General features: G+C 58.6%; 22 protein-coding genes, 2 tRNA genes and 3 rRNA genes. 19 read left to right on the top strand and 8 right to left on the bottom strand.

Annotation, left to right across the window (positions count from 1 at the left end; translation table 11 throughout):
• Window positions 1-54: 54 nt before the first annotated feature.
• Together gluQRS and dksA are read right to left on the bottom strand one after the other, a co-directional pair.
• A complete protein-coding gene (gluQRS, locus tag LOY67_RS23345; protein ID WP_265064629.1) occupies window positions 55-945 on the bottom strand; it encodes a tRNA glutamyl-Q(34) synthetase GluQRS in 891 nt (296 codons plus the stop codon).
• A 206-nt stretch (window positions 946-1,151) separates the two neighbouring features.
• Window positions 1,152-1,595, bottom strand: a complete 444-nt coding sequence (dksA, locus tag LOY67_RS23340) for an RNA polymerase-binding protein DksA (protein ID WP_024779597.1) — start codon at window positions 1,593-1,595, stop codon at window positions 1,152-1,154.
• A gap of 351 nt (window positions 1,596-1,946) precedes the next feature.
• Between dksA and LOY67_RS23335 the strand changes: the two genes are divergently transcribed.
• Both LOY67_RS23335 and sfsA read left to right on the top strand, forming a co-directional pair.
• Window positions 1,947-3,119 (top strand): pyridoxal phosphate-dependent aminotransferase, encoded by a 1,173-nt coding sequence (locus LOY67_RS23335; protein ID WP_265064628.1) that lies wholly within the window; start codon window positions 1,947-1,949, stop codon window positions 3,117-3,119.
• Window positions 3,119-3,874 carry a DNA/RNA nuclease SfsA gene (gene sfsA, locus LOY67_RS23330; protein WP_265064627.1) on the top strand — a complete coding sequence of 252 codons (756 nt, stop codon included), beginning with the start codon at window positions 3,119-3,121 and terminating at the stop codon, window positions 3,872-3,874. Before LOY67_RS23335 ends, sfsA begins: the two co-directional genes overlap by 1 nt.
• Here the strand turns inward: sfsA and LOY67_RS23325 are convergent.
• The 4 genes from LOY67_RS23325 to LOY67_RS23310 all read right to left on the bottom strand — a co-directional run bounded on the left by LOY67_RS23325 (window position 3,830) and on the right by LOY67_RS23310 (window position 6,999).
• Complete coding sequence (locus tag LOY67_RS23325) at window positions 3,830-4,147, bottom strand: Rieske (2Fe-2S) protein (RefSeq protein WP_265064626.1); 318 nt, start codon at window positions 4,145-4,147, stop codon at window positions 3,830-3,832. The two genes, sfsA and LOY67_RS23325, sit on opposite strands and share 45 nt — an antisense overlap.
• 382 nt (window positions 4,148-4,529) lie before the next feature.
• The gene (locus tag LOY67_RS23320) at window positions 4,530-4,802 is read right to left on the bottom strand and encodes a TfoX/Sxy family protein (RefSeq protein ID WP_024779602.1); all 273 of its coding nucleotides are present in this window, start codon (window positions 4,800-4,802) and stop codon (window positions 4,530-4,532) included.
• A 207-nt stretch (window positions 4,803-5,009) separates the two neighbouring features.
• On the bottom strand, window positions 5,010-5,351 hold the full coding sequence (locus LOY67_RS23315; protein ID WP_265064625.1) for a pentapeptide repeat-containing protein: 342 nt from the start codon (window positions 5,349-5,351) through the stop codon (window positions 5,010-5,012).
• A gap of 91 nt (window positions 5,352-5,442) precedes the next feature.
• Window positions 5,443-6,999 (bottom strand): AAA family ATPase, encoded by a 1,557-nt coding sequence (locus tag LOY67_RS23310; RefSeq protein ID WP_265064624.1) that lies wholly within the window; start codon window positions 6,997-6,999, stop codon window positions 5,443-5,445.
• Window positions 7,000-7,139: 140 nt separating this feature from the next.
• Here LOY67_RS23310 and mrcB point away from each other — a divergent pair, with 140 nt between their 5' ends.
• The 3 genes from mrcB to LOY67_RS23295 are packed head-to-tail and all read left to right on the top strand — an operon-like array spanning window position 7,140 to window position 10,523.
• Window positions 7,140-9,458 carry a penicillin-binding protein 1B gene (mrcB, locus tag LOY67_RS23305; protein ID WP_265064623.1) on the top strand — a complete coding sequence of 773 codons (2,319 nt, stop codon included), beginning with the start codon at window positions 7,140-7,142 and terminating at the stop codon, window positions 9,456-9,458.
• 16 nt (window positions 9,459-9,474) lie between these two features.
• Window positions 9,475-10,194: a tetratricopeptide repeat protein gene (locus LOY67_RS23300; protein WP_265064622.1), complete on the top strand. Its 720-nt coding sequence runs from the start codon at window positions 9,475-9,477 to the stop codon at window positions 10,192-10,194.
• Window positions 10,194-10,523, top strand: a complete 330-nt coding sequence (locus LOY67_RS23295) for a YqcC family protein (protein WP_265064621.1) — start codon at window positions 10,194-10,196, stop codon at window positions 10,521-10,523. The genes LOY67_RS23300 and LOY67_RS23295 overlap by 1 nt, the downstream gene beginning before the upstream one ends.
• A gap of 6 nt (window positions 10,524-10,529) precedes the next feature.
• On the opposite strand, the gene LOY67_RS23290 is transcribed toward LOY67_RS23295, so the two are convergent.
• The gene (locus tag LOY67_RS23290; RefSeq protein WP_265064620.1) at window positions 10,530-10,952 is read right to left on the bottom strand and encodes a DUF4124 domain-containing protein; all 423 of its coding nucleotides are present in this window, start codon (window positions 10,950-10,952) and stop codon (window positions 10,530-10,532) included.
• Window positions 10,953-11,352: 400 nt separating this feature from the next.
• On the opposite strand from LOY67_RS23290, the gene LOY67_RS23285 reads away from it, so the two are divergent.
• The 6 genes from LOY67_RS23285 to msrQ all read left to right on the top strand — a co-directional run bounded on the left by LOY67_RS23285 (window position 11,353) and on the right by msrQ (window position 17,332).
• Entirely contained in the window at window positions 11,353-13,077 is a 1,725-nt protein-coding gene (locus LOY67_RS23285; protein WP_265064619.1) for an acetolactate synthase 3 large subunit, read from the top strand.
• Between the two features lie 2 nt (window positions 13,078-13,079).
• On the top strand, window positions 13,080-13,571 hold the full coding sequence (gene ilvN, locus LOY67_RS23280; protein WP_057450890.1) for an acetolactate synthase small subunit: 492 nt from the start codon (window positions 13,080-13,082) through the stop codon (window positions 13,569-13,571).
• A 45-nt stretch (window positions 13,572-13,616) separates the two neighbouring features.
• Entirely contained in the window at window positions 13,617-14,633 is a 1,017-nt protein-coding gene (gene ilvC / locus LOY67_RS23275; RefSeq protein WP_265064618.1) for a ketol-acid reductoisomerase, read from the top strand.
• Between the two features lie 144 nt (window positions 14,634-14,777).
• Window positions 14,778-15,623 carry a CDP-diacylglycerol--serine O-phosphatidyltransferase gene (pssA, locus tag LOY67_RS23270; RefSeq protein WP_053153452.1) on the top strand — a complete coding sequence of 282 codons (846 nt, stop codon included), beginning with the start codon at window positions 14,778-14,780 and terminating at the stop codon, window positions 15,621-15,623.
• A gap of 75 nt (window positions 15,624-15,698) precedes the next feature.
• Window positions 15,699-16,712 (top strand): protein-methionine-sulfoxide reductase catalytic subunit MsrP, encoded by a 1,014-nt coding sequence (msrP, locus tag LOY67_RS23265; RefSeq protein WP_265064617.1) that lies wholly within the window; start codon window positions 15,699-15,701, stop codon window positions 16,710-16,712.
• The gene (gene msrQ, locus LOY67_RS23260) at window positions 16,712-17,332 is read left to right on the top strand and encodes a protein-methionine-sulfoxide reductase heme-binding subunit MsrQ (protein ID WP_265064616.1); all 621 of its coding nucleotides are present in this window, start codon (window positions 16,712-16,714) and stop codon (window positions 17,330-17,332) included. Before msrP ends, msrQ begins: the two co-directional genes overlap by 1 nt.
• A gap of 79 nt (window positions 17,333-17,411) precedes the next feature.
• Here msrQ and LOY67_RS23255 read toward each other — a convergent pair whose 3' ends face one another.
• Window positions 17,412-17,738, bottom strand: coding sequence for a hypothetical protein (locus LOY67_RS23255; protein ID WP_265064615.1), 327 nt, complete (start codon window positions 17,736-17,738; stop codon window positions 17,412-17,414).
• 135 nt (window positions 17,739-17,873) lie between these two features.
• Here LOY67_RS23255 and LOY67_RS23250 point away from each other — a divergent pair.
• From LOY67_RS23250 to LOY67_RS23215, 8 genes are all read left to right on the top strand, one after another.
• A 16S ribosomal RNA gene (locus LOY67_RS23250) occupies window positions 17,874-19,410 on the top strand.
• Between the two features lie 122 nt (window positions 19,411-19,532).
• Window positions 19,533-19,609, top strand: a tRNA-Ile gene (locus tag LOY67_RS23245).
• Between the two features lie 10 nt (window positions 19,610-19,619).
• Window positions 19,620-19,695: transfer RNA gene (locus LOY67_RS23240), tRNA-Ala, on the top strand.
• Window positions 19,696-19,940: 245 nt separating this feature from the next.
• A 23S ribosomal RNA gene (locus tag LOY67_RS23235) occupies window positions 19,941-22,832 on the top strand.
• 156 nt (window positions 22,833-22,988) lie between these two features.
• Window positions 22,989-23,104, top strand: a 5S ribosomal RNA gene (gene rrf / locus LOY67_RS23230).
• Together the 16S, 23S and 5S rRNA genes with 2 tRNA genes alongside form the textbook arrangement of a ribosomal RNA operon.
• Before the next feature lie 149 nt (window positions 23,105-23,253).
• On the top strand, window positions 23,254-23,913 hold the full coding sequence (locus LOY67_RS23225; RefSeq protein WP_265064614.1) for a paraquat-inducible protein A: 660 nt from the start codon (window positions 23,254-23,256) through the stop codon (window positions 23,911-23,913).
• A complete protein-coding gene (locus LOY67_RS23220; RefSeq protein WP_265064613.1) occupies window positions 23,900-24,523 on the top strand; it encodes a paraquat-inducible protein A in 624 nt (207 codons plus the stop codon). Before LOY67_RS23225 ends, LOY67_RS23220 begins: the two co-directional genes overlap by 14 nt.
• On the top strand, window positions 24,516-26,819 hold the full coding sequence (locus tag LOY67_RS23215; protein WP_265064612.1) for a PqiB family protein: 2,304 nt from the start codon (window positions 24,516-24,518) through the stop codon (window positions 26,817-26,819). Before LOY67_RS23220 ends, LOY67_RS23215 begins: the two co-directional genes overlap by 8 nt.
• Window positions 26,820-26,911 lie beyond the last annotated feature (92 nt).

Genomic DNA, 26,911 nt, shown 5'->3' with positions numbered 1-26,911 from the left:
GTGCCCGAAAACGTGCGGCGATGGTAACGGATGGGCGCCAAGCTGCAAGGGCCGTCAACGTATTTGCGCTTCGGGCAGGGTCATTGTGCGCGGGATCTTGGCCGCATCCCAGTGGTGAACGCCCCACGCGAGCAACTCCCGGGGGCTGGCATCGAGCAGTTCGCGGCCTGGTTCCTGGCCCAGTGCTCGCAAGGCCCTGCCCAGCAGTGGCGTGGCCTGATCGGCCGCAAGCGGTGGCGAACGGTAGGATTTGCCCAGCTTGTGCCCGTCCGGCTGGGTGATCAATGGCACGTGCAGGTAACGCGGTTGCGGCAGCCCGAGCAGTTCTTGCAGATAGAGTTGGCGGGGTGTGGAGTCCAGCAGGTCGGCGCCGCGCACGATATCGGTCACTCCTTGCCAGGCGTCGTCCAGCACCACGGCCAGTTGATAAGCATAGAGCCCGTCGCGGCGACGGATGACAAAATCGCCGACCTCGCGGCCCAGGTGCTGGCGGAGCTCGCCTTGTACGCGGTCGATGAAGTGGTACTCGAGCTCGGGAACACGCAGGCGGATGGCGGCGTCTTCAGTGCCGTGCCCGGCGTTGCGGCACAACCCCGGATACACACCCTGATACGCCTCCAGTTGTTTGCGCGAACAGGTGCAGGCATACGCCAGGCCTTGGCTGAACAGGCGATTGATCACCTGATCGTAGGCCTCATGGCGCTCGCTCTGGCGGACCATTTCGCCGTCCCATTCGAAGCCGTAGCTTTCCAGGGCCTTGAGAATCGCCATCTGTGCGCCGGGTTCTTCCCTGGGCGGATCGAGGTCTTCCATGCGCAACAGCCAGCGCCCGCCGACGGCCCGGGCATCCAGGTACGACGCCAGCGCGGCGACCAGCGAGCCGAAATGCAGATGGCCGCTGGGAGTGGGGGCGAAGCGGCCGATGTAGGAGGAGGTGGCAGTCATAGGGAAATAATAGTGGAGGAACACTGTCCCTTGTGGGAACGAGCCTGCTCGCGATAGCGGTGTGCCTGTCACCGCAGAGGTGACTGATCCGGCGCAATCGCGAGCAGGCTCGCTCCCACAGGGGGTTCATATGTTCTAAATGAGAACTGATGCAAACAAAAAACGGAGCGTATGAACGCTCCGTTTTTTGGTAACAGCCCAGGCAATTACTTGCCGACCTGTTTTTCCTTGATTTCCGCCAGGGTCTTGCAGTCGATGCACAAGTCGGCCGTCGGGCGGGCTTCCAGGCGGCGGATGCCGATCTCGATGCCGCAGGACTCGCACCAGCCGTACTCTTCGTCTTCGATCAACTGCAACGTCTTGTCGATTTTCTTGATCAGCTTGCGCTCACGGTCACGTGCACGCAGTTCCAGGCTGAACTCTTCTTCCTGACTGGCCCGGTCGGCCGGGTCGGGGAAGTTGGCCGCCTCGTCTTTCATGTGATCCACGGTGCGGTCGACTTCCTGCATCAAGTCCTGTTTCCACTTGTTCAGGATCTTGGTGAAGTGCGCGCGCATGGGGGCGCCCATGTACTCTTCGCCCGCTTTAGGGACATAAGGCTCAAACCCGCTGAGCGACTGGTTTTGATTCTGCTTTGCTTGGGTGGGCATGAATGGACCGCCTCTACTCTTGTAATCCACTACGCAGGATTGCTCCATCACCGACACCTGCCGGCCCTGCGGCTGCAAGCGGGCGAACTTACCAGATCGAATCGGGCCGCGCCACTCCCGGTTGTCGAGCCTGCGGCGGGCGGGGCTTCGCAAAGCATGGCCGGGTTCAGTCCGGTGAAGAGGTCATCCTGCTCAATGCTTGATTCTAGTCAAGCCTGGGCCAATCGCCGGAGTCATTTCCTGCAATCCGCGGGCTATGACCATTTCAGGCTCGCGCTCGTTCCCACAGTTGTTTCTGACTTGGGCGGAGAGTTGGGTAGAATCGGTTCTTTTTTATGCGAAGGAAGGCTAATGGCTCAGCCCTACAGTGCGCGCAGTCGCGCCATCGAACCTTTCCATGTGATGGCGCTGCTGGCCCGTGCCAATGAACTGCAGGCCGCCGGACACGACGTCATTCACCTGGAGATCGGCGAGCCGGACTTCACCACGGCCGAGCCGATCATCCAGGCCGGCCAGGCCGCGCTGGCGGCGGGCAAGACCCGCTACACCGCCGCCCGTGGCATCCCCGAGCTGCGTGAAGCCATTGCCGGCTTCTATGGGCAGCGCTACGGGGTGAGCATCGATCCCCGACGTATCCTGATCACCCCGGGCGGCTCCGGTGCGTTGCTGCTGGCCAGTGCCCTGCTGGTGGATCCGGGCAAGCACTGGTTGCTGGCGGACCCTGGCTACCCCTGCAACCGGCACTTCCTGCGGTTGGTGGAAGGCGCGGCGCAACTGGTGCCGGTGGGGCCGGACGTGCGTTACCAGTTGACCCCCGAGCTGGTGAACCGTCATTGGGATCAGGACAGTGTCGGTGCGCTGGTGGCGTCGCCGGCCAACCCGACCGGAACGCTTCTCTCCCGGGACGAGCTGGCCGGGCTGTCGAAGGCAATCAAGGCCCGTAACGGCCATCTGGTGGTGGATGAGATCTATCACGGCCTGACCTATGGCACCGAGGCCGCCAGCGTGCTGGAAGTCGACGACGATGCCTTCGTCCTGAATAGTTTTTCCAAGTATTTCGGCATGACCGGCTGGCGACTGGGCTGGCTGGTGGCACCTTCGGCCGCCGTCAGTGAACTGGAAAAACTTGCGCAGAACCTCTACATCAGCGCGCCGAGCGTGGCCCAGTACGCGGCTCTGGCCTGCTTCGAGCCGGCGACCATCGAGATCTTCGAGCAGCGTCGGGCCGAATTCGCGCTGCGCCGTGATTTCCTGCTGCCGGCCTTGCGCGATCTGGGTTTCGGCATTGCTGTGGAGCCGGAAGGCGCGTTCTACCTCTATGCCGATATCCGCGCATTTGGTGGCGATGCCTTTGCCTTCTGCCAGCACTTCCTGGAAACCGAACACGTGGCGTTCACCCCCGGGCTGGACTTCGGCCGTCATCAGGCCGGGCACCATGTGCGCTTTGCCTACACCCAGAGCCTGCCGCGGCTACAGGAAGCAGTGGAGCGAATCGCGCGCGGACTGCGGAGTTGGCAAGGCTGATGCATTTTTCTCCTGCTCTGGAAGAAGGTCGACTGATTCGCCGCTACAAGCGTTTCCTTGCCGATATCGAAACCGCGGATGGCGAACTGCTGACCATTCACTGCCCCAATACCGGCTCGATGCTCAATTGCATGGCTGAAGGCGCACGGGTCTGGTTCAGTCGCTCCAGCGACCCCAAGCGCAAGCTGCCCGGAACCTGGGAAGTCGGCGAAACCCCGCAGGGACGGCTGGCCTGCATCAATACCGCGCGGGCCAATGGCTTGATCGAGGAGGCGTTGCGCGCCGGGGTGATCAGCGAGCTGAACGGCTTCATCGGGTTGAAGCGAGAGGTGGCCTATGGTGTGGAAAACAGTCGTATCGACTTTCGCCTGGATTACGAACACGGCTCGGCCTGGGTCGAAGTCAAAAGCGTCACGCTGGGTTTTGATGGCACCAACGTCGCCGCATTTCCTGATGCGGTGACCCAGCGCGGCGCCAAGCATCTTAGGGAACTGGCCTGTCTGGCCCGCGAAGGTGTGCGTGCGGTGCAGTTGTATTGCGTGAACCTGAACGGCATCGACGCGGTGCGCCCGGCCGAGGAAATCGATCCGGGCTACGCGGCTGCCTTGCGCGAAGCGGTGGCGGCGGGTGTAGAGGTGCTGGCCTATGGGGTCACGCTGACGCCCGAGCAGATGTGGGTGGACCGTGCGCTGCCGGTGTTGCTTGAGCCGTTACATCTTGATCCAGATGCCTTGCTCGTCCTCCCGGCTGTCTAGTGCCACCAGGAACTGACCGGCACAAGGACCGGCCACGCATTCGCCGCTTTCGATCAGGAACAGCGCGCCATGGGTGGCGCACTGGATCAGGCTGGCGCTGGCGTCGAGAAACCGGTCGGGTTGCCATTCCAGCGGTACGCCACGGTGCGGACAGCGGTTGAGATACACGTGGACCTGACCCGCACGCCTTACCGCCAGCACCTTGCGCCCCTCGATGTCGAAACCGCGACTGTCGTTGTCGGGCAGGTCGGCGTTGGTGCACAGAAGTTTCATGTATGTCTCGATGTTTATATATGGAATGCCCCTTGTGGGAGCGAGCTTGCTCGCGATGGCGTCGAGCCTGCCAACATCGAAGCGACTGACCTGCCGCCATCGCGAGCAGGCTCGCTCCCACAAGGGATTATTGCGTGCAAATGGGCGGACAGGTGAAAAAGCTTGGGTTTCGTGCAGGCAAAAAAAGACCCGGCAAAAGCCGGGTCAAATAACCGTGATTAGCCTGATGAGGAGATATCTGAGAGTCCGAACCAAGGGCTTTTCAAATATCGACCAGTCTCGCGACCGGATGTGGTAATCATAGCGATTCTCATTACCATGTCAAACCTTGTTTTCCATTTCGTCGAAATAACCGCGACGGCTACCTCGACCAATCAAAAGGTCAGGCTTTGTGACGTGTGGAAATAGCGTCCAGTTGCTTGTTCAACGCTTCCTTGCGTTCGGCGGGAATGTCGTTCCAGTGCATATCCATCAACGCGCCTTCAATCGCGTACAGCAACACCTTGGAAGCCCGGAAACCGCGGGTACGCACAGCACGGTAGGCGTCGACCGCTCCGAGCCGACGCAGATCCGAGGCGCTGTGGATGCCCACGGCGTGGAGCCATTGGGCCGACGTCTTGCCCAGATTCTTCAGGTGCTGCAGTTCATCATTCATCGAGCCTCCTTGCGACGGCCGACTGTTCAGTGGGCAAGCTTCTCAGGAGTGTAGCGCTCAGTAGGAAAAGCGTGATTCTTTGGCAGGATTGTCGCAAAAACTTCTAAGGCATAACGCACGATAAGGGGAAAACCAGCGGCAGCCCGCGACCATCCAGCGCGGGCGGGGGCGCTGGAATCAGTCGTGTGGGCTTGCCCTATCGGTGGGTCAGCGGGTGCGGTAGCGCAACCGGGTACCGAAGTTCATCGACATCAGGATTTCGTCGGCCGACAGCTCGGGTGGGAAATAGGCGCCGGAGATCTGCGCATGGGCCAGGCTGGCGCCTTCCAGCTTCGATTTGCGGAAATCCACGCCGCGCAGATCGGCGGAGCGGAAGTAGGCGTCCGTAAAGTCGATGTCGTCCACGTTCAGTTCCCGCAGGTCAAGGCCGCGGAAGTCACCGCCGCACAGGTCGACGGGACCTTGAGGGCGTTCTTTGTTGAAGCCTGAAATGTCGTCTTTGCGCAGCAAGGCATACAGCGGGGTGTTGAGAATCTTTGGACGGTTCATGTCATGTCGCCTGTTGGTTTTATGACGCCAGTATAGTGCCACTATTTGGCGGCCGTGAAGCCGGGTGTCGCTTCACGGTCGAAATAGTTGTTTACAGACCTGGCAGGCGCTGGCGGATTTGCGCAACCACGTTGTCGAGAGTCCCGCTTTCATTGGTCTGGACCGGTTTGCTGCACAGGATCTCTTCCGGTGTCAGGGCTTCGCGGCTGGCCTGCTGTGCAGCGATGACGGCCAGGGTGGCGTCGGAAGGATCCTTCTGGTCGGCCTGACGTTGCGCCAGCCTGTTTTCGACCACCGCTTGCGGTGCGTTGCAGTCCAGGATCAGGAACGGAGTGCCTGTCGCTTCGGCGATTTTCGCTGCGGCTTCACGCTGATCGCGCTTGAGGTAAGTGGCATCGATCACCACCGGGAACCCGGCACGCAGGATTGCGCCGGCGATTTCATGCAAGCGCGCATACGTGGCGCTGCTGGCATCGCTGCTATAAATGCCGGCCTGGGGATCGTTCGGCACTTGTTGCTCGCCGAACAGGCGCTTGCGCTCCACGTCCGAACGCAGGCGAATCGCACCCAGTGCCTCTACCAGGCGCATCGCGACGTGGCTTTTGCCCACGGCCGAAACGCCGTGGGTAATGGCCAGGAACGGCGAAGGAATGGTGCTGTAGCTCTCAGCCAGGTTGGCGTAGTTGCGGTACTGGCGCAGGGTGGTGGCGCGTTGCACCGGGTCGGCTTCGGCCGGCATGCTGAACAGCGCGATCTTGGCCCGGACCAGTGCCCGGTAGGCTTTATAGAAGTTCAGCAACTCCAGCCCCTGGTAATCGCCGGTCAGCTCCAGGTATTGGCTGACGAATCGCCGCGCCAGGGATTTGAGCCCACGGTCTTCCAGATCCATCGCCAGGAACGCCGTGTCGCCGTAGACGTCGGTGAAACGGAACGGTTCGTTGAACTCGATGCAGTCGAAAATCACCACGTTGCCATCGATCACGGTGGCGTTACCCAGATGAATGTCACCGTGGCATTCGCGGATGAAGCCTTCAGCCTTGCGCTGGATGAACAGCGGTTTGAGGCGTTCGAAACTGCTTTCAGCCCAGGCTTGCAGGGCGTCGAGTTGCGTCAGGTCAGCTTTGTCGCTGAGGAACGGCAGGATCTGCTCGAAATTCTGCCGCACCGGTGCCATCACGCTGTCCGGGGTGCCGGCCGGGTTTTCGGCGGGGACCTTGGGCGTGGAGAGGTGGAACCTGGCGATCTGCTCGGCCATCTCGTCGACATGGACGGTGGTCAGCTCACCGTTGGCCTGCAACGTGCTGAGCAGTTGGCTCTGCGGGAACTGCCGCATCTTCAGGGCATATTCGATCGCCGGCCCGTCACCGCCCAGTTGTGGCGCCTCGGCGCTGCCGGTGATCGGCAGCACTTCCAGGTACAGGTCCTGGGTCAAGCGCTGGTTCAGGCGCAGCTCTTCGCCGCAGAAATGCTTGCGGGCGTCGAGATCGGTGAAGTCGAGAAAGCCGAAATTGACCGGCTTTTTGAATTTGTAGGCGTAAGGACCGGTGAGCAAGACCCAGGAAATGTGGGTTTCGATGACCTGGAACCCTTCGACGGGGTGCGGGTAGAGGGCCGGGTTTTGCAGGGCAGCGATCAGGGACTGGCTCACAGGCGATCCTTCAGAGTCTGGAAAAATTCAAGGCCGTCATTATGGCGGCAAGCTGCGCTAACGCAAACCGGATGGACTATGCATCACGCAGGTTATCGGGCTCATGTTGAACCAGCACAAAGTGCGTATAATCCGCCGCCATGACTCGTACCCGAACCCCCCGTACCCCCAAGAAACCACCCGCCAGCCGCCTGCGGCCCTGGCTGGGCTGGGCCCTTAAACTCGGCCTGGTAGGCCTTGTCGTGCTTGCCGGTTTTGCCGTCTATCTCGATGCCGTGGTCCAGGAGAAGTTCTCCGGCAAGCGCTGGACGATCCCGGCCAAGGTCTACGCCCGGCCGCTGGAGCTGTTCGTCGGACAGAAGCTGAGCAAGGACGATTTCCTCACCGAGCTCGATGCCTTGGGCTATCGCCGTGAAAGCGTGGCCAACGGTCCGGGCGAGGCCTCTGTCAATGGCAACACCGTCGATCTCAATACCCGTGGCTTCCAGTTCTATGAAGGCATGGAGCAGGCGCAAGCGGTGCGCGTGCGTTTTTCCGGCGATTACGTGGCGGCGTTGACGGGGGCCAACAATGCGAGTCTTTCGGTGGTGCGCCTCGAGCCGCTGTTGATCGGCGGCCTGTACCCGAAGAACCTCGAAGACCGGATCCTGATCAAGATCGACCAGGTGCCGCCGTTCCTGATCGATACGCTGGTCGCTGTCGAGGACCGGGATTTCTATCATCACTTCGGCGTCTCGCCCAAGTCGATTGCCCGGGCGGTCTGGGTCAACACGTCCTCGGGGCATATGCGCCAGGGCGGCAGTACCCTGACCCAGCAATTGGTCAAGAACTTCTACCTGACCAACGAGCGCAGCCTCTCCCGCAAGCTCACCGAAGCCATGATGGCGCTGCTGCTGGAGTTGCATTACGACAAGCAGGAGATCCTGGAGGCGTACCTCAACGAGGTCTTCATCGGCCAGGACGGTCAGCGGGCGGTGCACGGTTTCGGCCTCGCCAGCCAGTTCTTCTTCAGCCAGCCATTGTCCGAGCTCAAGCTGCATCAGGTGGCGCTGCTGGTGGGCATGGTCAAGGGGCCGTCCTCCTACAACCCGCGGCGTAATCCGGAGCGGGCCCTCGAGCGTCGCAACCTGGTGCTCGACCTGCTGCAACAACAAGGCGTGGCGACGGCCGAGCAGGTCGAAGCGGCGAAGAAGATGCCGCTGGGCGTGACCAAGCGCGGCAGCCTGGCGGACAGCTCGTTCCCCGGCTTCCTCGACCTGGTCAAGCGTCAACTGCGTGAAGACTACCGCGACGAGGACTTGACCGAAGAAGGCCTGCGAATCTTCACCAGTTTCGACCCGATCCTGCAGATGAAAGCCGAAGCGTCGGTCGAGGACACCTTCAAGCGCCTGGGTGCGCGCAAGGGCGCCGAGGACGTGGAAGCCGCCATGGTGGTGACCAATCCGGAAACCGGCGAAGTCCAGGCCATGATCGGCAGTCGCCAGGCCAGTTTCGCCGGTTTCAACCGGGCCCTGGATGCGGTGCGCCCGATCGGCTCGCTGATCAAGCCGGCGGTGTACCTCACCGCCCTGGAAAAACCCAGCCAGTACACATTGACCAGTTGGTTGTCGGACGAGGTGTTCTCGGTCAAGGGCGCGGACGGCCAGGTCTGGAAACCGCAGAACTATGACCGGCGTTCCCACGGTACGGTGTTCCTGTATCAGGGGCTGGCGCATTCCTACAACCTGTCCACGGCTCGCCTGGGGCTGGAAGTCGGTGTGCCGAATGTGCTCAAGACGCTGGCGCGCCTGGGGGTGAGCCGCGAACTTCCTGCCTTCCCATCGATGCTGCTGGGGGCTGGTGGTCTCACGCCGATCGAGGTCGCGGCGATGTACCAGACGCTGGCCAACGGCGGTTTCAATACGCCGATGCGCGGGATCCGCAGCGTGCTCACCGCCGACGGCGAGCCACTCAAGCGTTATCCGTTCCAGATCCAGCAGCGTTTCGATCCGGGTTCCATCTACCTGATCCAGAGCGCCATGCAGCGGGTCATGCGTGAAGGCACCGGCAGTTCGGTCTATAACGTGCTGCCCCGGACCCTGACGCTGGCGGGCAAGACCGGTACCAGTAACGATTCGCGTGACAGCTGGTTCGCCGGCTTCAGCCAGGACCTGCTGGCGGTGGTCTGGCTCGGCCGCGATGACAACGGCAAGACGCCGTTCACCGGCGCCACCGGCGCATTGCAGGTCTGGACCAGCTTCATGCGCAAGGCCGACCCATTGCCGCTGGACATGCCGCAGCCGGACAACGTCGTCCAGGCCTGGGTCGATTCACGCACCGGACAAGGCTCCGATGCCAATTGCCCGGGCGCGGTGCAGATGCCGTATATTCGCGGCAGCGAACCGCCACCCGGTGCCGCCTGCGGCGGACAGAATCCAGCCGAGTCGGTGATGGATTGGGTCAAGGACTGGATGAATTAAGCAAAGAGGGTTTCACGTGAACAAGTGGTTGATTCCAGCGGTAACTGCCGTGGCTTTGCTCAGTGGTTGCTCGACCGTACAGCGCGGCTCGATTCCGGTTGTCGACTCCGGTACTGCCGTTTCCAACAGTGAGAGGGTGTCGGCCAACGGTGGTTTCCGGCAAACGACGGTGAAGCGACCGGTGCAAGGTCAGGCCCAGGCTATTCCTCAAGGCGACACAGGTGTGGTCGTGATGGTGCCCGGTGGCGGTGCCACGACCTCGGCGCCGATCAGCAGTACGCCGATCACGCCGGGCCCCATCACACCCGGCCCGATCGAAACCTCGCCGATCAATCAGGGCAGCTACAGCATGCCGCCGTCGCCAGGCAGCATTCCGTCGGCCGGCTCCGGTGGCCTGTCCGCCGATGAGCAACTGGACGGTCCGGTGTTGGCCCTGCTGACCACCGCGCAACAGCAACAGGCCAGCGGCGACCTCAACGGTGCGTCTTCCAGCCTTGAGCGTGCCCAGCGCGTAGCGCCGCGTGAACCCCAGGTTCTTTATCGCCTGGCTCAGGTGCGCATGGCCCAGGGCGATGCGCCGCAAGCCGAACAACTGGCCCGTCGCGGTCTGACGTTCACCAGCGGTCGTCCGGCCCTTCAGGCCAGCCTGTGGGAACTGATCGCCCAGGCTCGTGAGAAACAAGGCGATTCGGCCGGCGCGGCGCTGGCCCGTCAGAAGGCCAAGGTTTCGCTCTGATGGACACGCGTTTTCCCCAGATCGCCGATCAGTTGCTGCTGATCGAACGGGAGTTGCGGGTCCAGGGCTGGTGGGCCAGCGTTTCGCCTTCGGCCGAAGCGCTGGCCAGTGTCGAGCCGTTCGCGGTCGACACCCTGGACTTCGAGCAATGGCTGCAGTGGATTTTCCTGCCGCGGATGAAGGCCATCCTGGAAAATGACCTGCCGCTGCCCAACGCCTCGGGCATCCTTGCCATGGCGGAAATGGTCTATGCCCAGCGACCAGGGCGGGGCATCGAGTTGCAGCGGTTGCTGGCGCAGTTCGACCGACTGATCAGCGACGTCAGCTGACCGCCATCACTGGCAGTGTTCCTCGATCTGCTTGCGCGTTTCGTCGATTCGCTGGCGTCGTTCCTCGTCCGTAAGACGGCGCATTTCCCCCTCCACGTCCTCGCGAACCCGCGGGTTGTTTTTCAGCTGCGCCAGGTTGGTCCGGGCCTGCTCACAAAAAACCTTGAGCTGGGCTTCCTGGTCGGCAACCTGCTGCTTGACCTGTTCGTCAATGGCCTTTTGATCGCCGATGGTACCGGCCGGCGGTGGCGCGGGCGGTTTGCCGACGGACGGTGAGGACTTGATCACGGTCGCGTCGCCTGGGCCTTCGGGTGGCTGGGCGCCAAAATGGGTGACTCCCTGGGCGTCCACCCATTTGTAGATCTGACCGGCCATGCACATCGGGCTCAGGCCAGCCAGCAGGCTGGCCGTCAGTAGGAACATTCGCATGCTGTTTCCTTGTCATGGGTTGCGCAATTGAAGCTAACACAGTTGCCGTTTAAAGGTTTTTTCTTGCGTTCTCATGCGCTTACTTCGAATAAAGCACATAGACGACTTGACTTGCAGAAGGCGAAACAGAAGAATCCAAAGTCCGCTGTAGAGGGACTGCCAGAAGCAGGCCCACTCGGCAGATCATGAGGCGCATATCCGCGTCGACCTGTTACACCCGCAACGCGTTACCTCGCGCTGGGTGGGAAAGGCCCGCAACACTTGGGACGATCCCAATACTTGCTCAGTCAGTGCTGACGTAGTCGGCGACCACCGTCGCTCATGCTCTGCCGAGAAGTAAACCTATTAAGACCCGTCCCCTGCTGAGGGTCGGTATTCTGGCGTTTTAGAGGTGAACAACGTGGAGCTTTTATCTGGCGGTGAGATGCTCGTCCGCTTCTTGCGTGACGAAGGCGTCAAGTATATCTACGGGTACCCGGGCGGTGCTCTTCTTCATGTCTATGATGCCCTGTTCAAAGAACCGGAAGTGACCCACATCCTGGTTCGTCATGAGCAGGCGGCAACCCACATGGCTGACGGCTACGCCCGCGCCACCGGCAAGGCCGGCGTGGTGTTGGTGACTTCCGGTCCAGGCGCCACGAACGCCATCACCGGTATCGCCACGGCCTACATGGACTCCATCCCGATGGTGATCATCTCCGGTCAGGTGCCCAGCACCATGGTCGGTACCGATGCGTTCCAGGAAACCGACATGATCGGTATCTCCCGGCCGATCGTGAAGCACAGCTTCATGATCAAGCACGCGTCGGAAATCCCGGAGGTCATGAAGAAGGCTTTCTACTTGGCCGAATCCGGTCGTCCGGGCCCGGTGGTGGTCGATGTCCCGAAAGACATGACCAACCCGGCCGAGAAGTTCGAATACATTTTCCCGAAAAAAGCCAAGCTGCGCTCCTACAGCCCGGCCGTACGCGGCCACTCCGGGCAGATCCGCAAGGCAGCCGAAATGCTCCTGGCGGCCAAGCGCCCGGTGCTGTATTCGGGTGGTGGTGTAATCCTCGGTGGTGGCTCCGCGCCGCTGACCGAACTGGCGAAAATGCTCAACCTGCCGGTCACCAATACGCTGATGGGCCTGGGCGCCTTCCCGGGCACCGACCGTCAGTTCATCGGTATGCTCGGCATGCACGGCAGCTACACCGCCAACCTGGCGATGCACCATGCCGACGTGATCCTGGCCGTCGGTGCGCGTTTCGATGACCGGGTCATCAACGGTGCGTCGAAGTTCTGCCCGAACGCCAAGATCATCCATATCGACATCGACCCGGCGTCCATTTCCAAGACCATCAAGGCAGACGTGCCGATTGTCGGTCCCGTGGAGAGCGTACTGACCGAAATGGTCGCGATGCTCAAGGAAATCGGCGAGACCCCGAACAAGGAGTCCGTGGCCAGTTGGTGGAAGCAGGTCGATGAGTGGCGTGGCGACCGTGGCCTGTTCCCTTACGACAAGGGCGACGGCAGCGTGATCAAGCCGCAGACCGTGATCGAAACCCTCTGCGAAGTGACCAAGGGCGATGCCTTTGTGACCTCCGACGTGGGCCAGCACCAGATGTTCGCCGCGCAGTACTACAAGTTCAACAAGCCCAACCGCTGGATCAACTCCGGTGGCCTGGGCACCATGGGCTTCGGTTTCCCGGCGGCCATGGGCATCAGTTTGAGCTTCCCGGATGCCGACGTCGCCTGCGTCACCGGCGAGGGCAGCATCCAGATGAACATTCAGGAGCTGTCCACCTGCCTGCAATACGGTTTGCCGGTGAAGATCGTGATCCTGAACAACGGCGTGCTGGGTATGGTTCGCCAGTGGCAGGACATGAGCTACGGCAGCCGTCACTCGCACTCCTACATGGAGTCGTTGCCTGATTTCGTCAAGCTGGCCGAGGCCTATGGTCACGTCGGCGTGCGCATCACCGAATCGAAGGACCTGAAGTCGAAGATGGAGGAGGCGTTCGCCATGAAGGATCGCCTGGTGGTCATCGATATTTCGGTCGACACCAGCGAACACGTCTACCCGATGCAGATCAAAGACGGTTCCATGCGCGATATGTGGCTGAGCAAGACGGAGCGTACCTAATCATGCGACATATTATTTCCCTGCTTCTGGAAAACGAACCGGGTGCTCTGTCTCGCGTAGTGGGCCTGTTCTCGCAGCGCAACTACAACATCGAAAGCCTGACGGTGGCGCCAACCGAAGACCCGACCTTGTCGCGTCTGACGCTGACGACCGTGGGCCACGATGAAATCATCGAGCAGATCACCAAGAACCTGAACAAGCTGATCGAGGTGGTCAAGCTCGTGGACCTGTCGGAAAGTGCTCACATCGAGCGCGAACTGATGCTGGTCAAGGTCAAGGCCACCGGCGCCCAGCGCGCCGAGATCAAACGCACTACCGATATTTATCGTGGGCAGATCGTCGATGTCAGCGCCAGCGTCTATACCGTTCAGTTGACCGGTACCAGCGATAAGCTCGACAGCTTCATTCAATCGATCGGCACTGCCTCGATTCTGGAAACCGTACGCAGTGGCGTCACCGGGATTGCCCGTGGCGACAAAGTACTGAGCGTCTAAACCAAATTAGCGAATGGCCTGAACGGCCGGATATAGGGGAAATTCATGAAAGTTTTCTACGATAAAGACTGCGACCTGTCGATCATCCAGGGCAAGAAAGTCGCCATCATCGGCTACGGTTCCCAGGGTCACGCCCAGGCGTGCAACCTGAAGGATTCCGGCGTTGACGTGACCGTCGGCCTGCGCAAAGGCTCGGCCACCGTCGCCAAGGCAGAAGCCCATGGCCTGAAAGTGGCTGACGTGGCTTCCGCCGTTGCCGCTGCCGACCTGGTCATGATCCTGACCCCGGACGAGTTCCAGGGCGCGCTGTACCGCGACGAAATCCAGCCGAACATCAAGAAGGGCGCTACCCTGGCCTTCTCCCACGGTTTCTCGATTCATTACAACCAGGTTGTGCCACGCGCTGACCTCGACGTGATCATGATCGCGCCGAAGGCACCAGGTCACACCGTGCGTTCCGAATTCGTGAAAGGCGGCGGCATCCCTGACCTGATCGCGATCTACCAGGACGCTTCGGGCAACGCCAAGAACGTGGCCCTGTCCTATGCTGCCGGCGTTGGCGGCGGTCGTACCGGCATCATCGAAACCACCTTCAAGGACGAGACTGAAACCGACCTGTTCGGTGAGCAGGCCGTTCTGTGCGGCGGTACTGTCGAACTGGTGAAAGCCGGTTTCGAAACCCTGGTTGAAGCCGGCTACGCGCCGGAAATGGCCTACTTCGAGTGCCTGCACGAACTGAAGCTGATCGTTGACCTCATGTACGAAGGCGGTATCGCCAACATGAACTACTCGATCTCCAACAACGCCGAATACGGCGAGTACGTGACCGGTCCGGAAGTGATCAACGCCGAGTCCCGTCAGGCCATGCGCAATGCCCTGAAACGTATTCAGGACGGCGAATACGCCAAGATGTTCATCAGCGAGGGCGCAACCAACTATCCTTCGATGACCGCCAAGCGTCGCAACAACGCTGCCCACGGCATCGAGATCATCGGCGAGCAACTGCGCTCGATGATGCCTTGGATCAGCGCCAACAAGATCGTCGACAAAGCCAAGAACTGAGTCGCGAGCTTGATCGAAAAACGCGGCCTCGGCCGCGTTTTTTCGTTTGGGTAGCGGCTTCTGGTATAAAGCTGCATCGTTTGCGGCCGAACCGTTGGCCCAGACACCTGTCGAACTTTTTCAAACCGTTGCAAGGTACTGTCCATGAGCGAACGTCCCGACGAGCCAAACCAGGCTCCTGACGCCGAAAGCATGCTGCCCATCGATGAACACGTCGAGGAAGGTCATGACGCTGAAGGCCGCAAGGTCCGGCATCGTGGCATTTATCTGCTGCCTAATCTGTTTACCACCGCCAACCTGTTTGCCGGCTTCTATTCCATCATCAGCTCCATGAGCGCCCAGGCTGCATTGAGTGCCGGTGACAGCGCGGGGGCGAGCCGGTATTTTGCTTTCGCCGCCATTGCGATCTTTGTCGCGATGGTGCTCGACGGCCTGGACGGGCGCGTGGCCCGCATGACCAATACCCAGAGCGCGTTCGGCGCCGAGTACGATTCGCTGTCCGACATGGTCGCCTTCGGCGTGGCCCCGGCCTTGCTGGCGTTCGGCTGGGCGCTGGGGGATATGGGCAAGGTCGGCTGGATGGTCGCCTTCATCTATGTGGCGGGCGCGGCATTGCGCCTGGCCCGTTTCAATACGCAGGTTGGCAAGGCGGACAAGCGCTACTTCATCGGTCTCGCCAGTCCCGCCGCTGCGGGCGTTGTCGCGGGTGTAGTCTGGGCATTCAGCGATTACGGCATCCAGGGTTCGAAGATGTCTTTCCTGGTTGCGCTGCTGGTCGCGGCGGCCGGGATGCTGATGGTCAGCAACATCAAGTACAACAGCTTCAAGGAGCTGGATCTGAAGGGGCGCGTGCCGTTCGTTGCGATCCTGGCGGTGGTGCTGGTGTTCGCGGTGGTCTTCAGTGATCCGCCGCGTATCCTGTTGCTGGTGTTCCTCGCCTATGCCGCCTCCGGGCCGGTGCAATATTTGCTGCGTCTTCGCCGACGCTAAACGTTGCCTTAATGTAATTTCCCCCATACTCCGCAGTCTATTGGTGCACCTGCCCTCCAATACTGCGGAGTTGCCATGCTGATCAAGATCCCCAAGTCGTCCGACTGCCGTGAATCGGACGTAACAGCCGAATCCTTCTATCTTTCCCGTCGCCAGATGCTCGGTGCATCCATGGCTGGCCTTGCCTTGAGTAGCCTTCCCCGTTGGGCGAGCGCTGCCGATGCGGCACGCTATGCCGACGTGGAGCCTGGGAAGGCACCGTCCTGGTTTGCCGAAAAACTGCCGTCTACCCAGTGGGGCGCGGTGACGGTCAAGAATGAGCCGATCACGCCGTTCAAGGACGCCACCCACTACAACAACTTCTATGAGTTCGGAACCGACAAGGGCGATCCGGCGGCCAATGCCGGAACCTTGAAAACCGAGCCCTGGAGCGTGGTGGTGGATGGGGAGGTCGATAAGCCGGGACGTTATGGGCTGGAAGACTTCATGAAGCCTTATCAGTTGGAGGAGCGAATCTACCGGCTGCGCTGCGTGGAGGCCTGGTCGATGGTCATTCCGTGGCTCGGTTTCCCTATCTCTGCGTTGCTCAAGCAGGTCGAGCCGACCTCCAAGGCCAGGTACATCCGTTTTGAAACGCTGCAGGATCCGAAGACCATGCCCGGCCAGCGTTCCGGCTTCGCCTTGATCGACTGGCCTTATGTAGAAGGCTTGCGACTGGATGAGGCGATGAATCCGCTGGCCATTCTCGCGGTTGGCATGTATGGGCGCGAGTTGCCGAACCAGAACGGCGCACCGCTGCGGTTGGTGGTGCCGTGGAAGTATGGTTTCAAAAGTGTGAAATCCATTGTGCGTATCAGCCTGGTCAGCGAACAACCCAAGACGACCTGGCAAAGTATTGCATCGGATGAGTATGGCTTCTATGCCAACGTCAACCCGACGGTCGATCATCCGCGTTGGACCCAGGCCCATGAACGTCGCCTGCCGAGCGGGCTGTTCAGTCCCAATGTACGCGATACGTTGATGTTCAACGGCTATCAGGATGAAGTCGCTTCTTTATATGCAGGGATGGACCTGAGGAAGGACTACTGATGCGTTTTCCAGTGTGGCGGATTGGCGTCTTCGTCGCGGCGGCGATCTGGCCGCTGCTCTGGCTTTACGAGGCGTTGATGAATGCGTTGGGGCCCGACCCCGGCAAGGTGTTGGTGGATCGGTTGGGGCTGGGTGCGCTGATCCTGCTCTTGATCACCTTGAGCATGACTCCTTTGCAGAAGTTGACGGGGTGGGCGGGGTGGATCGCGGTCAGGCGCCAGCTCGGATTATGGTGCTTCACCTATGTGGTGCTGCACCTGAGTGGCTACCTGGCTTTCATCCTGGGGTTCGACTGGTCGCAGTTGGGTGTCGAGTTGAGCAAGCGGCCCTACATCATCGTCGGGGTACTTGGGTTTCTCGGCTTGTTGGCCCTGGCGGTTACGTCCAACCGATATAGTCAGCGACGCCTTGGTGTGCGCTGGAAGAAACTGCATCGCCTGGTTTATCTGATCCTCGGGCTTGGGTTGCTGCACATGCTGTGGATCGTGCGGGCGGATCTGAAGGAGTGGGCTATTTACGCCTTTATAGGTGCTGTCTTGATGATGTTGAGGGTTCCTTCGATAACACGCCGGATTCCCCGTTTGATGGGTAGGAAAGTTTCCTCTGCAACAAAAGTGTAATTAAGGGTTGACGGCAGATTCTGAGTCTCTATAATTCGCCCCACTTCCGGCGCAGTCGAAGCGGAAAACTCCTTGAGTTTCAATGAGTTAAACGTTTTAAGGCGGCGCAGGACTTCAGTTCATCGAAGTCCGGAAGGAGTTGGCGGGGCGTGTTGTTTGGCTCGGTTGACGGTTCGATCTTCTCGGTCGAAAGCGGTGAAAAAGAGGTGTTGACAGCAGCGAGTAACGCTGTAGAATTCGCCTCCCGCTGACGAGAGATCGAAAGCGCAAGTGGTTGAAGTTGAAAAGGAAACTTTGAAAACTTCTTAAAATAACCGCTTGACAGTAACGCCAGGCGCTGTAGAATGCGCGCCTCGGTTGAGACGAAAGACTCAGCCAGCCGCTCTTTAACAACTGAATCAAGCAATTCGTGTGGGTGCTTGTGGAGTCAGACTGCTAGTCAACAGATTATCAGCATCACAAGTTACTCCGCGAGAAATCAAAGATGTAACCAACGATTGCTGAGCCAAGTTTAGGGTTTTCTCAAAACCCAAAGATGTTTGAACTGAAGAGTTTGATCATGGCTCAGATTGAACGCTGGCGGCAGGCCTAACACATGCAAGTCGAGCGGTAGAGAGGTGCTTGCACCTCTTGAGAGCGGCGGACGGGTGAGTAATGCCTAGGAATCTGCCTGGTAGTGGGGGATAACGTTCGGAAACGGACGCTAATACCGCATACGTCCTACGGGAGAAAGCAGGGGACCTTCGGGCCTTGCGCTATCAGATGAGCCTAGGTCGGATTAGCTAGTTGGTGAGGTAATGGCTCACCAAGGCGACGATCCGTAACTGGTCTGAGAGGATGATCAGTCACACTGGAACTGAGACACGGTCCAGACTCCTACGGGAGGCAGCAGTGGGGAATATTGGACAATGGGCGAAAGCCTGATCCAGCCATGCCGCGTGTGTGAAGAAGGTCTTCGGATTGTAAAGCACTTTAAGTTGGGAGGAAGGGCCATTACCTAATACGTGATGGTTTTGACGTTACCGACAGAATAAGCACCGGCTAACTCTGTGCCAGCAGCCGCGGTAATACAGAGGGTGCAAGCGTTAATCGGAATTACTGGGCGTAAAGCGCGCGTAGGTGGTTCGTTAAGTTGGATGTGAAAGCCCCGGGCTCAACCTGGGAACTGCATTCAAAACTGTCGAGCTAGAGTATGGTAGAGGGTGGTGGAATTTCCTGTGTAGCGGTGAAATGCGTAGATATAGGAAGGAACACCAGTGGCGAAGGCGACCACCTGGACTGATACTGACACTGAGGTGCGAAAGCGTGGGGAGCAAACAGGATTAGATACCCTGGTAGTCCACGCCGTAAACGATGTCAACTAGCCGTTGGGAGCCTTGAGCTCTTAGTGGCGCAGCTAACGCATTAAGTTGACCGCCTGGGGAGTACGGCCGCAAGGTTAAAACTCAAATGAATTGACGGGGGCCCGCACAAGCGGTGGAGCATGTGGTTTAATTCGAAGCAACGCGAAGAACCTTACCAGGCCTTGACATCCAATGAACTTTCCAGAGATGGATTGGTGCCTTCGGGAGCATTGAGACAGGTGCTGCATGGCTGTCGTCAGCTCGTGTCGTGAGATGTTGGGTTAAGTCCCGTAACGAGCGCAACCCTTGTCCTTAGTTACCAGCACGTTAAGGTGGGCACTCTAAGGAGACTGCCGGTGACAAACCGGAGGAAGGTGGGGATGACGTCAAGTCATCATGGCCCTTACGGCCTGGGCTACACACGTGCTACAATGGTCGGTACAGAGGGTTGCCAAGCCGCGAGGTGGAGCTAATCCCATAAAACCGATCGTAGTCCGGATCGCAGTCTGCAACTCGACTGCGTGAAGTCGGAATCGCTAGTAATCGCGAATCAGAATGTCGCGGTGAATACGTTCCCGGGCCTTGTACACACCGCCCGTCACACCATGGGAGTGGGTTGCACCAGAAGTAGCTAGTCTAACCTTCGGGGGGACGGTTACCACGGTGTGATTCATGACTGGGGTGAAGTCGTAACAAGGTAGCCGTAGGGGAACCTGCGGCTGGATCACCTCCTTAATCGACGACAGCAGCTGCTCCATGAGCTCCCACACGAATTGCTTGATTCATTGAAGAAGACGATAGAAGCAGCTTTAAGCTCCAAGCTGATAGCTCACGCTAACAGTTACAAGCTCGAAATTGGGTCTGTAGCTCAGTTGGTTAGAGCGCACCCCTGATAAGGGTGAGGTCGGCAGTTCGAATCTGCCCAGACCCACCAATTTTGTTATGGGGCCATAGCTCAGCTGGGAGAGCGCCTGCCTTGCACGCAGGAGGTCAGCGGTTCGATCCCGCTTGGCTCCACCATAAACTGCTTCTGCTGCTGAAAGCTTAGAAATGAGCATTCCATCGACGATGGTGAGTGTTGATTTCTAGTCTTTTGATTAGATCGTTCTTTAAAAATTTGGGTATGTGATAGAAAGATAGACTGGATGGCACTTTCACTGGTGTTGTTCAGGCTAAGGTAAAATTTGTGAGTTCTCGTAATTGAGAAATTCGAATTTTCGGCGAATGTCGTCTTCACAGTATAACCAGATTGCTTGGGGTTATATGGTCAAGTGAAGAAGCGCATACGGTGGATGCCTTGGCAGTCAGAGGCGATGAAAGACGTGGTAGCCTGCGAAAAGCTTCGGGGAGTCGGCAAACAGACTGTGATCCGGAGATGTCTGAATGGGGGAACCCAGCCATCACAAGATGGTTATCTTGTACTGAATACATAGGTGCAAGAGGCGAACCAGGGGAACTGAAACATCTAAGTACCCTGAGGAAAAGAAATCAACCGAGATTCCCTTAGTAGTGGCGAGCGAACGGGGACTAGCCCTTAAGCTTCTTTGATTTTAGCGGAACGCTCTGGAAAGTGCGGCCATAGTGGGTGATAGCCCTGTACGCGAAAGGATCTTAGAAGTGAAATCGAGTAGGACGGAGCACGAGAAACTTTGTCTGAATATGGGGGGACCATCCTCCAAGGCTAAATACTACTGACTGACCGATAGTGAACCAGTACCGTGAGGGAAAGGCGAAAAGAACCCCGGAGAGGGGAGTGAAATAGATCCTGAAACCGTATGCGTACAAGCAGTGGGAGCCCACTTTGTTGGGTGACTGCGTACCTTTTGTATAATGGGTCAGCGACTTATTTTCAGTGGCGAGCTTAACCGAATAGGGGAGGCGTAGCGAAAGCGAGTCTTAATAGGGCGTCTAGTCGCTGGGAATAGACCCGAAACCGGGCGATCTATCCATGGGCAGGTTGAAGGTTAGGTAACACTGACTGGAGGACCGAACCGACTACCGTTGAAAAGTTAGCGGATGACCTGTGGATCGGAGTGAAAGGCTAATCAAGCTCGGAGATAGCTGGTTCTCCTCGAAAGCTATTTAGGTAGCGCCTCATGTATCACTGTAGGGGGTAGAGCACTGTTTCGGCTAGGGGGTCATCCCGACTTACCAAACCGATGCAAACTCCGAATACCTACAAGTGCCGAGCATGGGAGACACACGGCGGGTGCTAACGTCCGTCGTGAAAAGGGAAACAACCCAGACCGTCAGCTAAGGTCCCAAAGTTATGGTTAAGTGGGAAACGATGTGGGAAGGCTTAGACAGCTAGGAGGTTGGCTTAGAAGCAGCCACCCTTTAAAGAAAGCGTAATAGCTCACTAGTCGAGTCGGCCTGCGCGGAAGATGTAACGGGGCTCAAACCATACACCGAAGCTACGGGTATCACGTAAGTGATGCGGTAGAGGAGCGTTCTGTAAGCCTGTGAAGGTGAGTTGAGAAGCTTGCTGGAGGTATCAGAAGTGCGAATGCTGACATGAGTAACGACAATGGGTGTGAAAAACACCCACGCCGAAAGACCAAGGTTTCCTGCGCAACGTTAATCGACGCAGGGTTAGTCGGTCCCTAAGGCGAGGCTGAAAAGCGTAGTCGATGGAAAACAGGTTAATATTCCTGTACTTCTGGTTATTGCGATGGAGGGACGGAGAAGGCTAGGCCAGCTTGGCGTTGGTTGTCCAAGTTTAAGGTGGTAGGCTGGAATCTTAGGTAAATCCGGGATTCCAAGGCCGAGAGCTGATGACGAGTTACCCTCTGGGTGACGAAGTGGTTGATGCCATGCTTCCAAGAAAAGCTTCTAAGCTTCAGGTAACCAGGAACCGTACCCCAAACCGACACAGGTGGTTGGGTAGAGAATACCAAGGCGCTTGAGAGAACTCGGGTGAAGGAACTAGGCAAAATGGCACCGTAACTTCGGGAGAAGGTGCGCCGGTGAGGGTGAAGCACTTGCTGCGTAAGCCCACGCCGGTCGAAGATACCAGGCCGCTGCGACTGTTTATTAAAAACACAGCACTCTGCAAACACGAAAGTGGACGTATAGGGTGTGACGCCTGCCCGGTGCCGGAAGGTTAATTGATGGGGTTAGCTAACGCGAAGCTCTTGATCGAAGCCCCGGTAAACGGCGGCCGTAACTATAACGGTCCTAAGGTAGCGAAATTCCTTGTCGGGTAAGTTCCGACCTGCACGAATGGCGTAACGATGGCGGCGCTGTCTCCACCCGAGACTCAGTGAAATTGAAATCGCTGTGAAGATGCAGTGTATCCGCGGCTAGACGGAAAGACCCCGTGAACCTTTACTATAGCTTTGCACTGGACTTTGAATTTGCTTGTGTAGGATAGGTGGGAGGCTTTGAAGCGTGGACGCCAGTCTGCGTGGAGCCATCCTTGAAATACCACCCTGGCAACTTTGAGGTTCTAACTCAGGTCCGTTATCCGGATCGAGGACAGTGTATGGTGGGTAGTTTGACTGGGGCGGTCTCCTCCTAAAGAGTAACGGAGGAGTACGAAGGTGCGCTCAGACCGGTCGGAAATCGGTCGTAGAGTATAAAGGCAAAAGCGCGCTTGACTGCGAGACAGACACGTCGAGCAGGTACGAAAGTAGGTCTTAGTGATCCGGTGGTTCTGTATGGAAGGGCCATCGCTCAACGGATAAAAGGTACTCCGGGGATAACAGGCTGATACCGCCCAAGAGTTCATATCGACGGCGGTGTTTGGCACCTCGATGTCGGCTCATCACATCCTGGGGCTGAAGCCGGTCCCAAGGGTATGGCTGTTCGCCATTTAAAGTGGTACGCGAGCTGGGTTTAGAACGTCGTGAGACAGTTCGGTCCCTATCTGCCGTGGACGTTTGAGATTTGAGAGGGGCTGCTCCTAGTACGAGAGGACCGGAGTGGACGAACCTCTGGTGTTCCGGTTGTCACGCCAGTGGCATTGCCGGGTAGCTATGTTCGGAAAAGATAACCGCTGAAAGCATCTAAGCGGGAAACTTGCCTCAAGATGAGATCTCACTGGAGCCTTGAGCTCCCTGAAGGGCCGTCGAAGACTACGACGTTGATAGGCAGGGTGTGTAAGCGCTGTGAGGCGTTGAGCTAACCTGTACTAATTGCCCGTGAGGCTTGACCATATAACACCCAAGCAATTTGCTGACCCGAAAGGGCACCAGATTGCGGTGTGTGAAGACGAAGTGAACCGAAAGTTCGACTGACGCGCAAAACACCGACTGTCACATACCCAATTTGCTGAAGCGAGGCCAACCGGTCCCGACTCAGTACCCGAATTTCTTGACGACCATAGAGCGTTGGAACCACCTGATCCCATCCCGAACTCAGCAGTGAAACGATGCATCGCCGATGGTAGTGTGGGGTTTCCCCATGTGAGAGTAGGTCATCGTCAAGATTAAATTCCGAAACCCCTATCTGCTGACGCAGGTAGGGGTTTTGTTTTTGGCCGCAGGAAAAGCCTGCGAAAGCTCGCAATAAATTTGCACAGTTATTTTTGAGCTGGAGCACTAGAATAGCCCCACTTCAGTTGAGCCAGAGTTGTTTATGCCCGACCCGCTGGACACCCATCGGCTGTCAGAACTGCCTTTAGACGAGCTGGTAGCGTGCCATGAGTGCGACCTGTTGATGCGCAAGCCTCAACTGTCCCATGGCGAGAAAGCCGAATGCCCCCGTTGTGGATATGAGCTCTACGCCCACCGGCCCAATGTGGTCGAGCGCAGTCTTGCCTTGGTCATCGCTGCCCTGCTGTTGTATGTGCCCGCGAATTTTCTACCCATCATGCAGCTCAACCTGCTCGGTCAATCCTCCCAGGACACCGTGTGGAGTGGCGTGGTAGGGCTGTTCGATACCGGCATGCAAGGCATCGCGGTGGTGGTGTTCCTGTGCAGCATGGGTGTACCGCTGCTCAAGCTGCTTTGTCAGTTGGCTGTGTTGTTGACCATCCGCTGGAACATCGGCCGTAGCTACGGCTTGCTGCTGTATCGCATTTATCACCACCTGCGAGATTGGGGAATGCTTGAGGTCTATCTCATGGGCGTGCTGGTAGCCATCGTCAAGTTGGCAGACATGGCCGCCATTACCGTAGGCCTCGGGCTGGTATGTTTCATCAGTTTGCTGCTGGTTCAGGTCTGGTTGGAGGTGGTGATGTCGCCGCACCAGATCTGGCAAGCGTTATCAGGAGAGGATGCCCATGCGGGCGATTGATGCAGGCATTCTGATCTGTACCGAATGCCATGAATTGAATCGACTGGATACCGATGTCGACGCACAAGCCTGCACCCGATGCGGGGCGTGGATCCATCCCCGTCGCCCGAACAGCTTGATGCGTACCTGGGCGTTGCTGATCACCGCCGCGATTCTCTACATCCCGGCGAACATGCTGCCGATCATGACGATCAACTCGCTGGGCCATGGTGCCCCCAGTACCATCATGGCCGGTGTCATCGAGTTGGTGCAGCACGGCATGATCCCGATTGCCGCCGTGGTGTTCATCGCCAGTATCCTGGTACCCACCTTCAAACTGGTGGGTATTGCCTTGCTGTTGTTTTCCGTACAGCGGCACCAGCCCATGTCGGCGCGGCAACGCATTCTCATGTACCGCTTCATCGAGTTCATTGGCCGCTGGTCGATGCTGGATATTTTCGTGATCGCGATTCTGGTGGCGGTGGTGAATTTTGGACGGCTCGCCAGTGTCGAAGCCGGTCTCGGCGCGATTGCCTTTGCCAGCGTAGTGATTTTGACAATGATTGCCGCAGTAACCTTCGATCCCCGACTGATTTGGGATAACACGGAGTCGGATGACGACCATGACTGATTTGCCTACCGCTAAAACCCGACCGGCCTCGAACTGGTCGGCCATCTGGGTCCTGCCGCTGATTGCCTTGATCATCGGGAGCTGGCTCGGCTGGCGGGCTTACAATGACACCGGGATCGAGATCAGTGTGCGCTTCGAGAGCGGCGAAGGCATTCAGGTCAACAAGACTGAAATCGTCTACAAGGGCATGACCGTCGGTAAAGTGAAGAACCTCACGCTTGATGACGAAGGGAGCTCGAAAGGGGTGATCGCCACCATCGAGATGAACAAGGACGTCGAGCAATACCTCAAGACCGGTACGCGTTTCTGGTTGGTCAAGCCGAGCGTCTCGCTAGCCGGCATTACTGGCCTGGAGACCCTGGTTTCGGGTAACTATGTGGCGATCAGCCCGGGCGAAGGGGAGTCGACCCGCAAGTTCAAGGCGCTGGCCGAAGAGCCGCCGCTGTCGGACGCCAAGCCGGGTCTGCACCTGACCATCAAGGCTGACCGTTTGGGTTCGCTGGATCGGGGCAGCCCGGTGTTCTACAAGCAGATCCAGGTCGGACAGGTGAAGAGCTACCAGCTATCCGAAGATCAGAACACGGTAGAGATCAAAGTGTTCATCGAACCGACCTATGCCAGCCTGGTGCGTAAACACACGCGTTTCTGGAACGCCAGCGGCATCAGCATCGATGCCAATCTCTCTGGCGTCAAAGTCCGCAGCGAATCCCTGGCGAGCATCGTTGCCGGGGGGATTGCGTTCGCCACACCGGAAAGCCGCAAGGACAGTCCGCCGACGGATCCCAGCTTGCCGTTTCGTCTTTACGAAGACTTTGACGCCGCCGCCGCCGGCATTCGCGTGAAGGTCAAGCTCAGCGACTTTGAAGGTTTGCAGGCCGGCCGTACACCGGTGATGTACAAAGGCATCCAGGTAGGCAGCCTGAAGAACCTCAAGATTGACCCGGACCTGTCCAGCGCTACGGCTGAATTGACCATGGACCCACTGGCTGAGGATTACCTGGTAACCGGCACTCAGTTCTGGGTCGTCAAGCCGTCGATTTCCCTGGCGGGTATCACCGGCCTGGAAGCGCTGGTCAAGGGCAACTACATTGCCGTGCGGCCCGGTGACAAGGGCAGTGCCCCCCAGCGTGAGTTCGAAGCCAGGGCGAAGGCACCGCCGCTGGACTTGCGTTCGCCCGGCCTGCATCTGGTCCTGTTGACTGAAAACCTCGGATCACTGGAGGTCGGTAGCCCGATCCTCTACAAGCAGGTCAAGGTCGGCTCGGTGCAGAGCTACCAATTCTCCCGCAAGAAAAAACAGTTGATCGTCGGCGTGCACATCGAGAAGGAATACGAAGGCCTGGTCAACGGTTCGACGCGGTTCTGGAACGCCAGTGGCATTACCCTCACGGGCGGGTTGACGGGCGGAATCCAGGTCAAGAGTGAATCGCTGCAAAGCCTGATGGCCGGCGGTATTGCCTTTGAAACGCCGGAGCCGAATGTGCCGCTGAAGAGGCGCGTTCCTCGTTTCCGCCTGTTTGAGAACCGCGAAGCCGCGCAGCAGACGGGAACGGTGGTGACAATCAAGGTCGATCGTGCCGACGGTTTGCGCAGCGGAACACCGATTCGCTACAAAGGGCTGGACGTGGGCAAGGTCGAGGACGTCGATCTCAGTGCCGACCTGCAGTCGGTGCTGTTGACTGCGCGCATTACTGAAGTACCGGAGCGTATCGCCCGGGTCGGCAGCCAGTTCTGGGTAGTCAAGCCTGAATTGGGGCTGATCAAGACCTCGAACCTGGAGACACTGGTGACCGGTCAATACCTTGAAGTGCAGCCTGCGGCGAAAAACCTCGGGCCACAGAAGAACTTCGTGGCCCTTGCCAGCCCGCCGGAAACTGCGGTGCCCGAGGCCGGTTTGAGTCTGGTGTTGAGTGCTGCCCGCCGCGGTTCATTGAAGACGGGCGTTCCGGTGACCTATCGCGAGATTACCGTGGGCAAGGTCACCGGTTATGAGCTGGGCCAGACGGCGGACCGGGTGCTGATCCACATCCTGATCGAACCCAAGTACGCGCCGCTGGTACGCAGCGGTACGCGATTCTGGAACACCAGCGGTTTCGACATGGACTTCGGCCTGTTCAAGGGCGCGACGGTACGGACCGAGTCGTTGGAGACGTTGATTCAGGGGGGCGTGGCTTTCGCGACACCGGATGGCGAGAGCATGGGCAGCCCGGCACGGCCGGAACAGACCTTCCCGTTGTTCGATAAATTCGAGGATGAGTGGCTGACCTGGGCGCCGAAGATCAAGCTCGGTAAATAGAGGGCAGGCGGTGCCTGTTCCGACGTCATCGCGAGCAGGCTCGTTCCCACAGGATGTATTGGCATGGCAATCAGATACGACGCCATTCCAAT

It is taken from the genome of Pseudomonas sp. B21-056 (genome assembly GCF_026016325.1).
GTDB lineage: Bacteria > Pseudomonadota > Gammaproteobacteria > Pseudomonadales > Pseudomonadaceae > Aquipseudomonas.
Note: the sequence above shows the minus strand (reverse complement) of the source record. Positions and strands in the feature narration are given on the sequence as shown.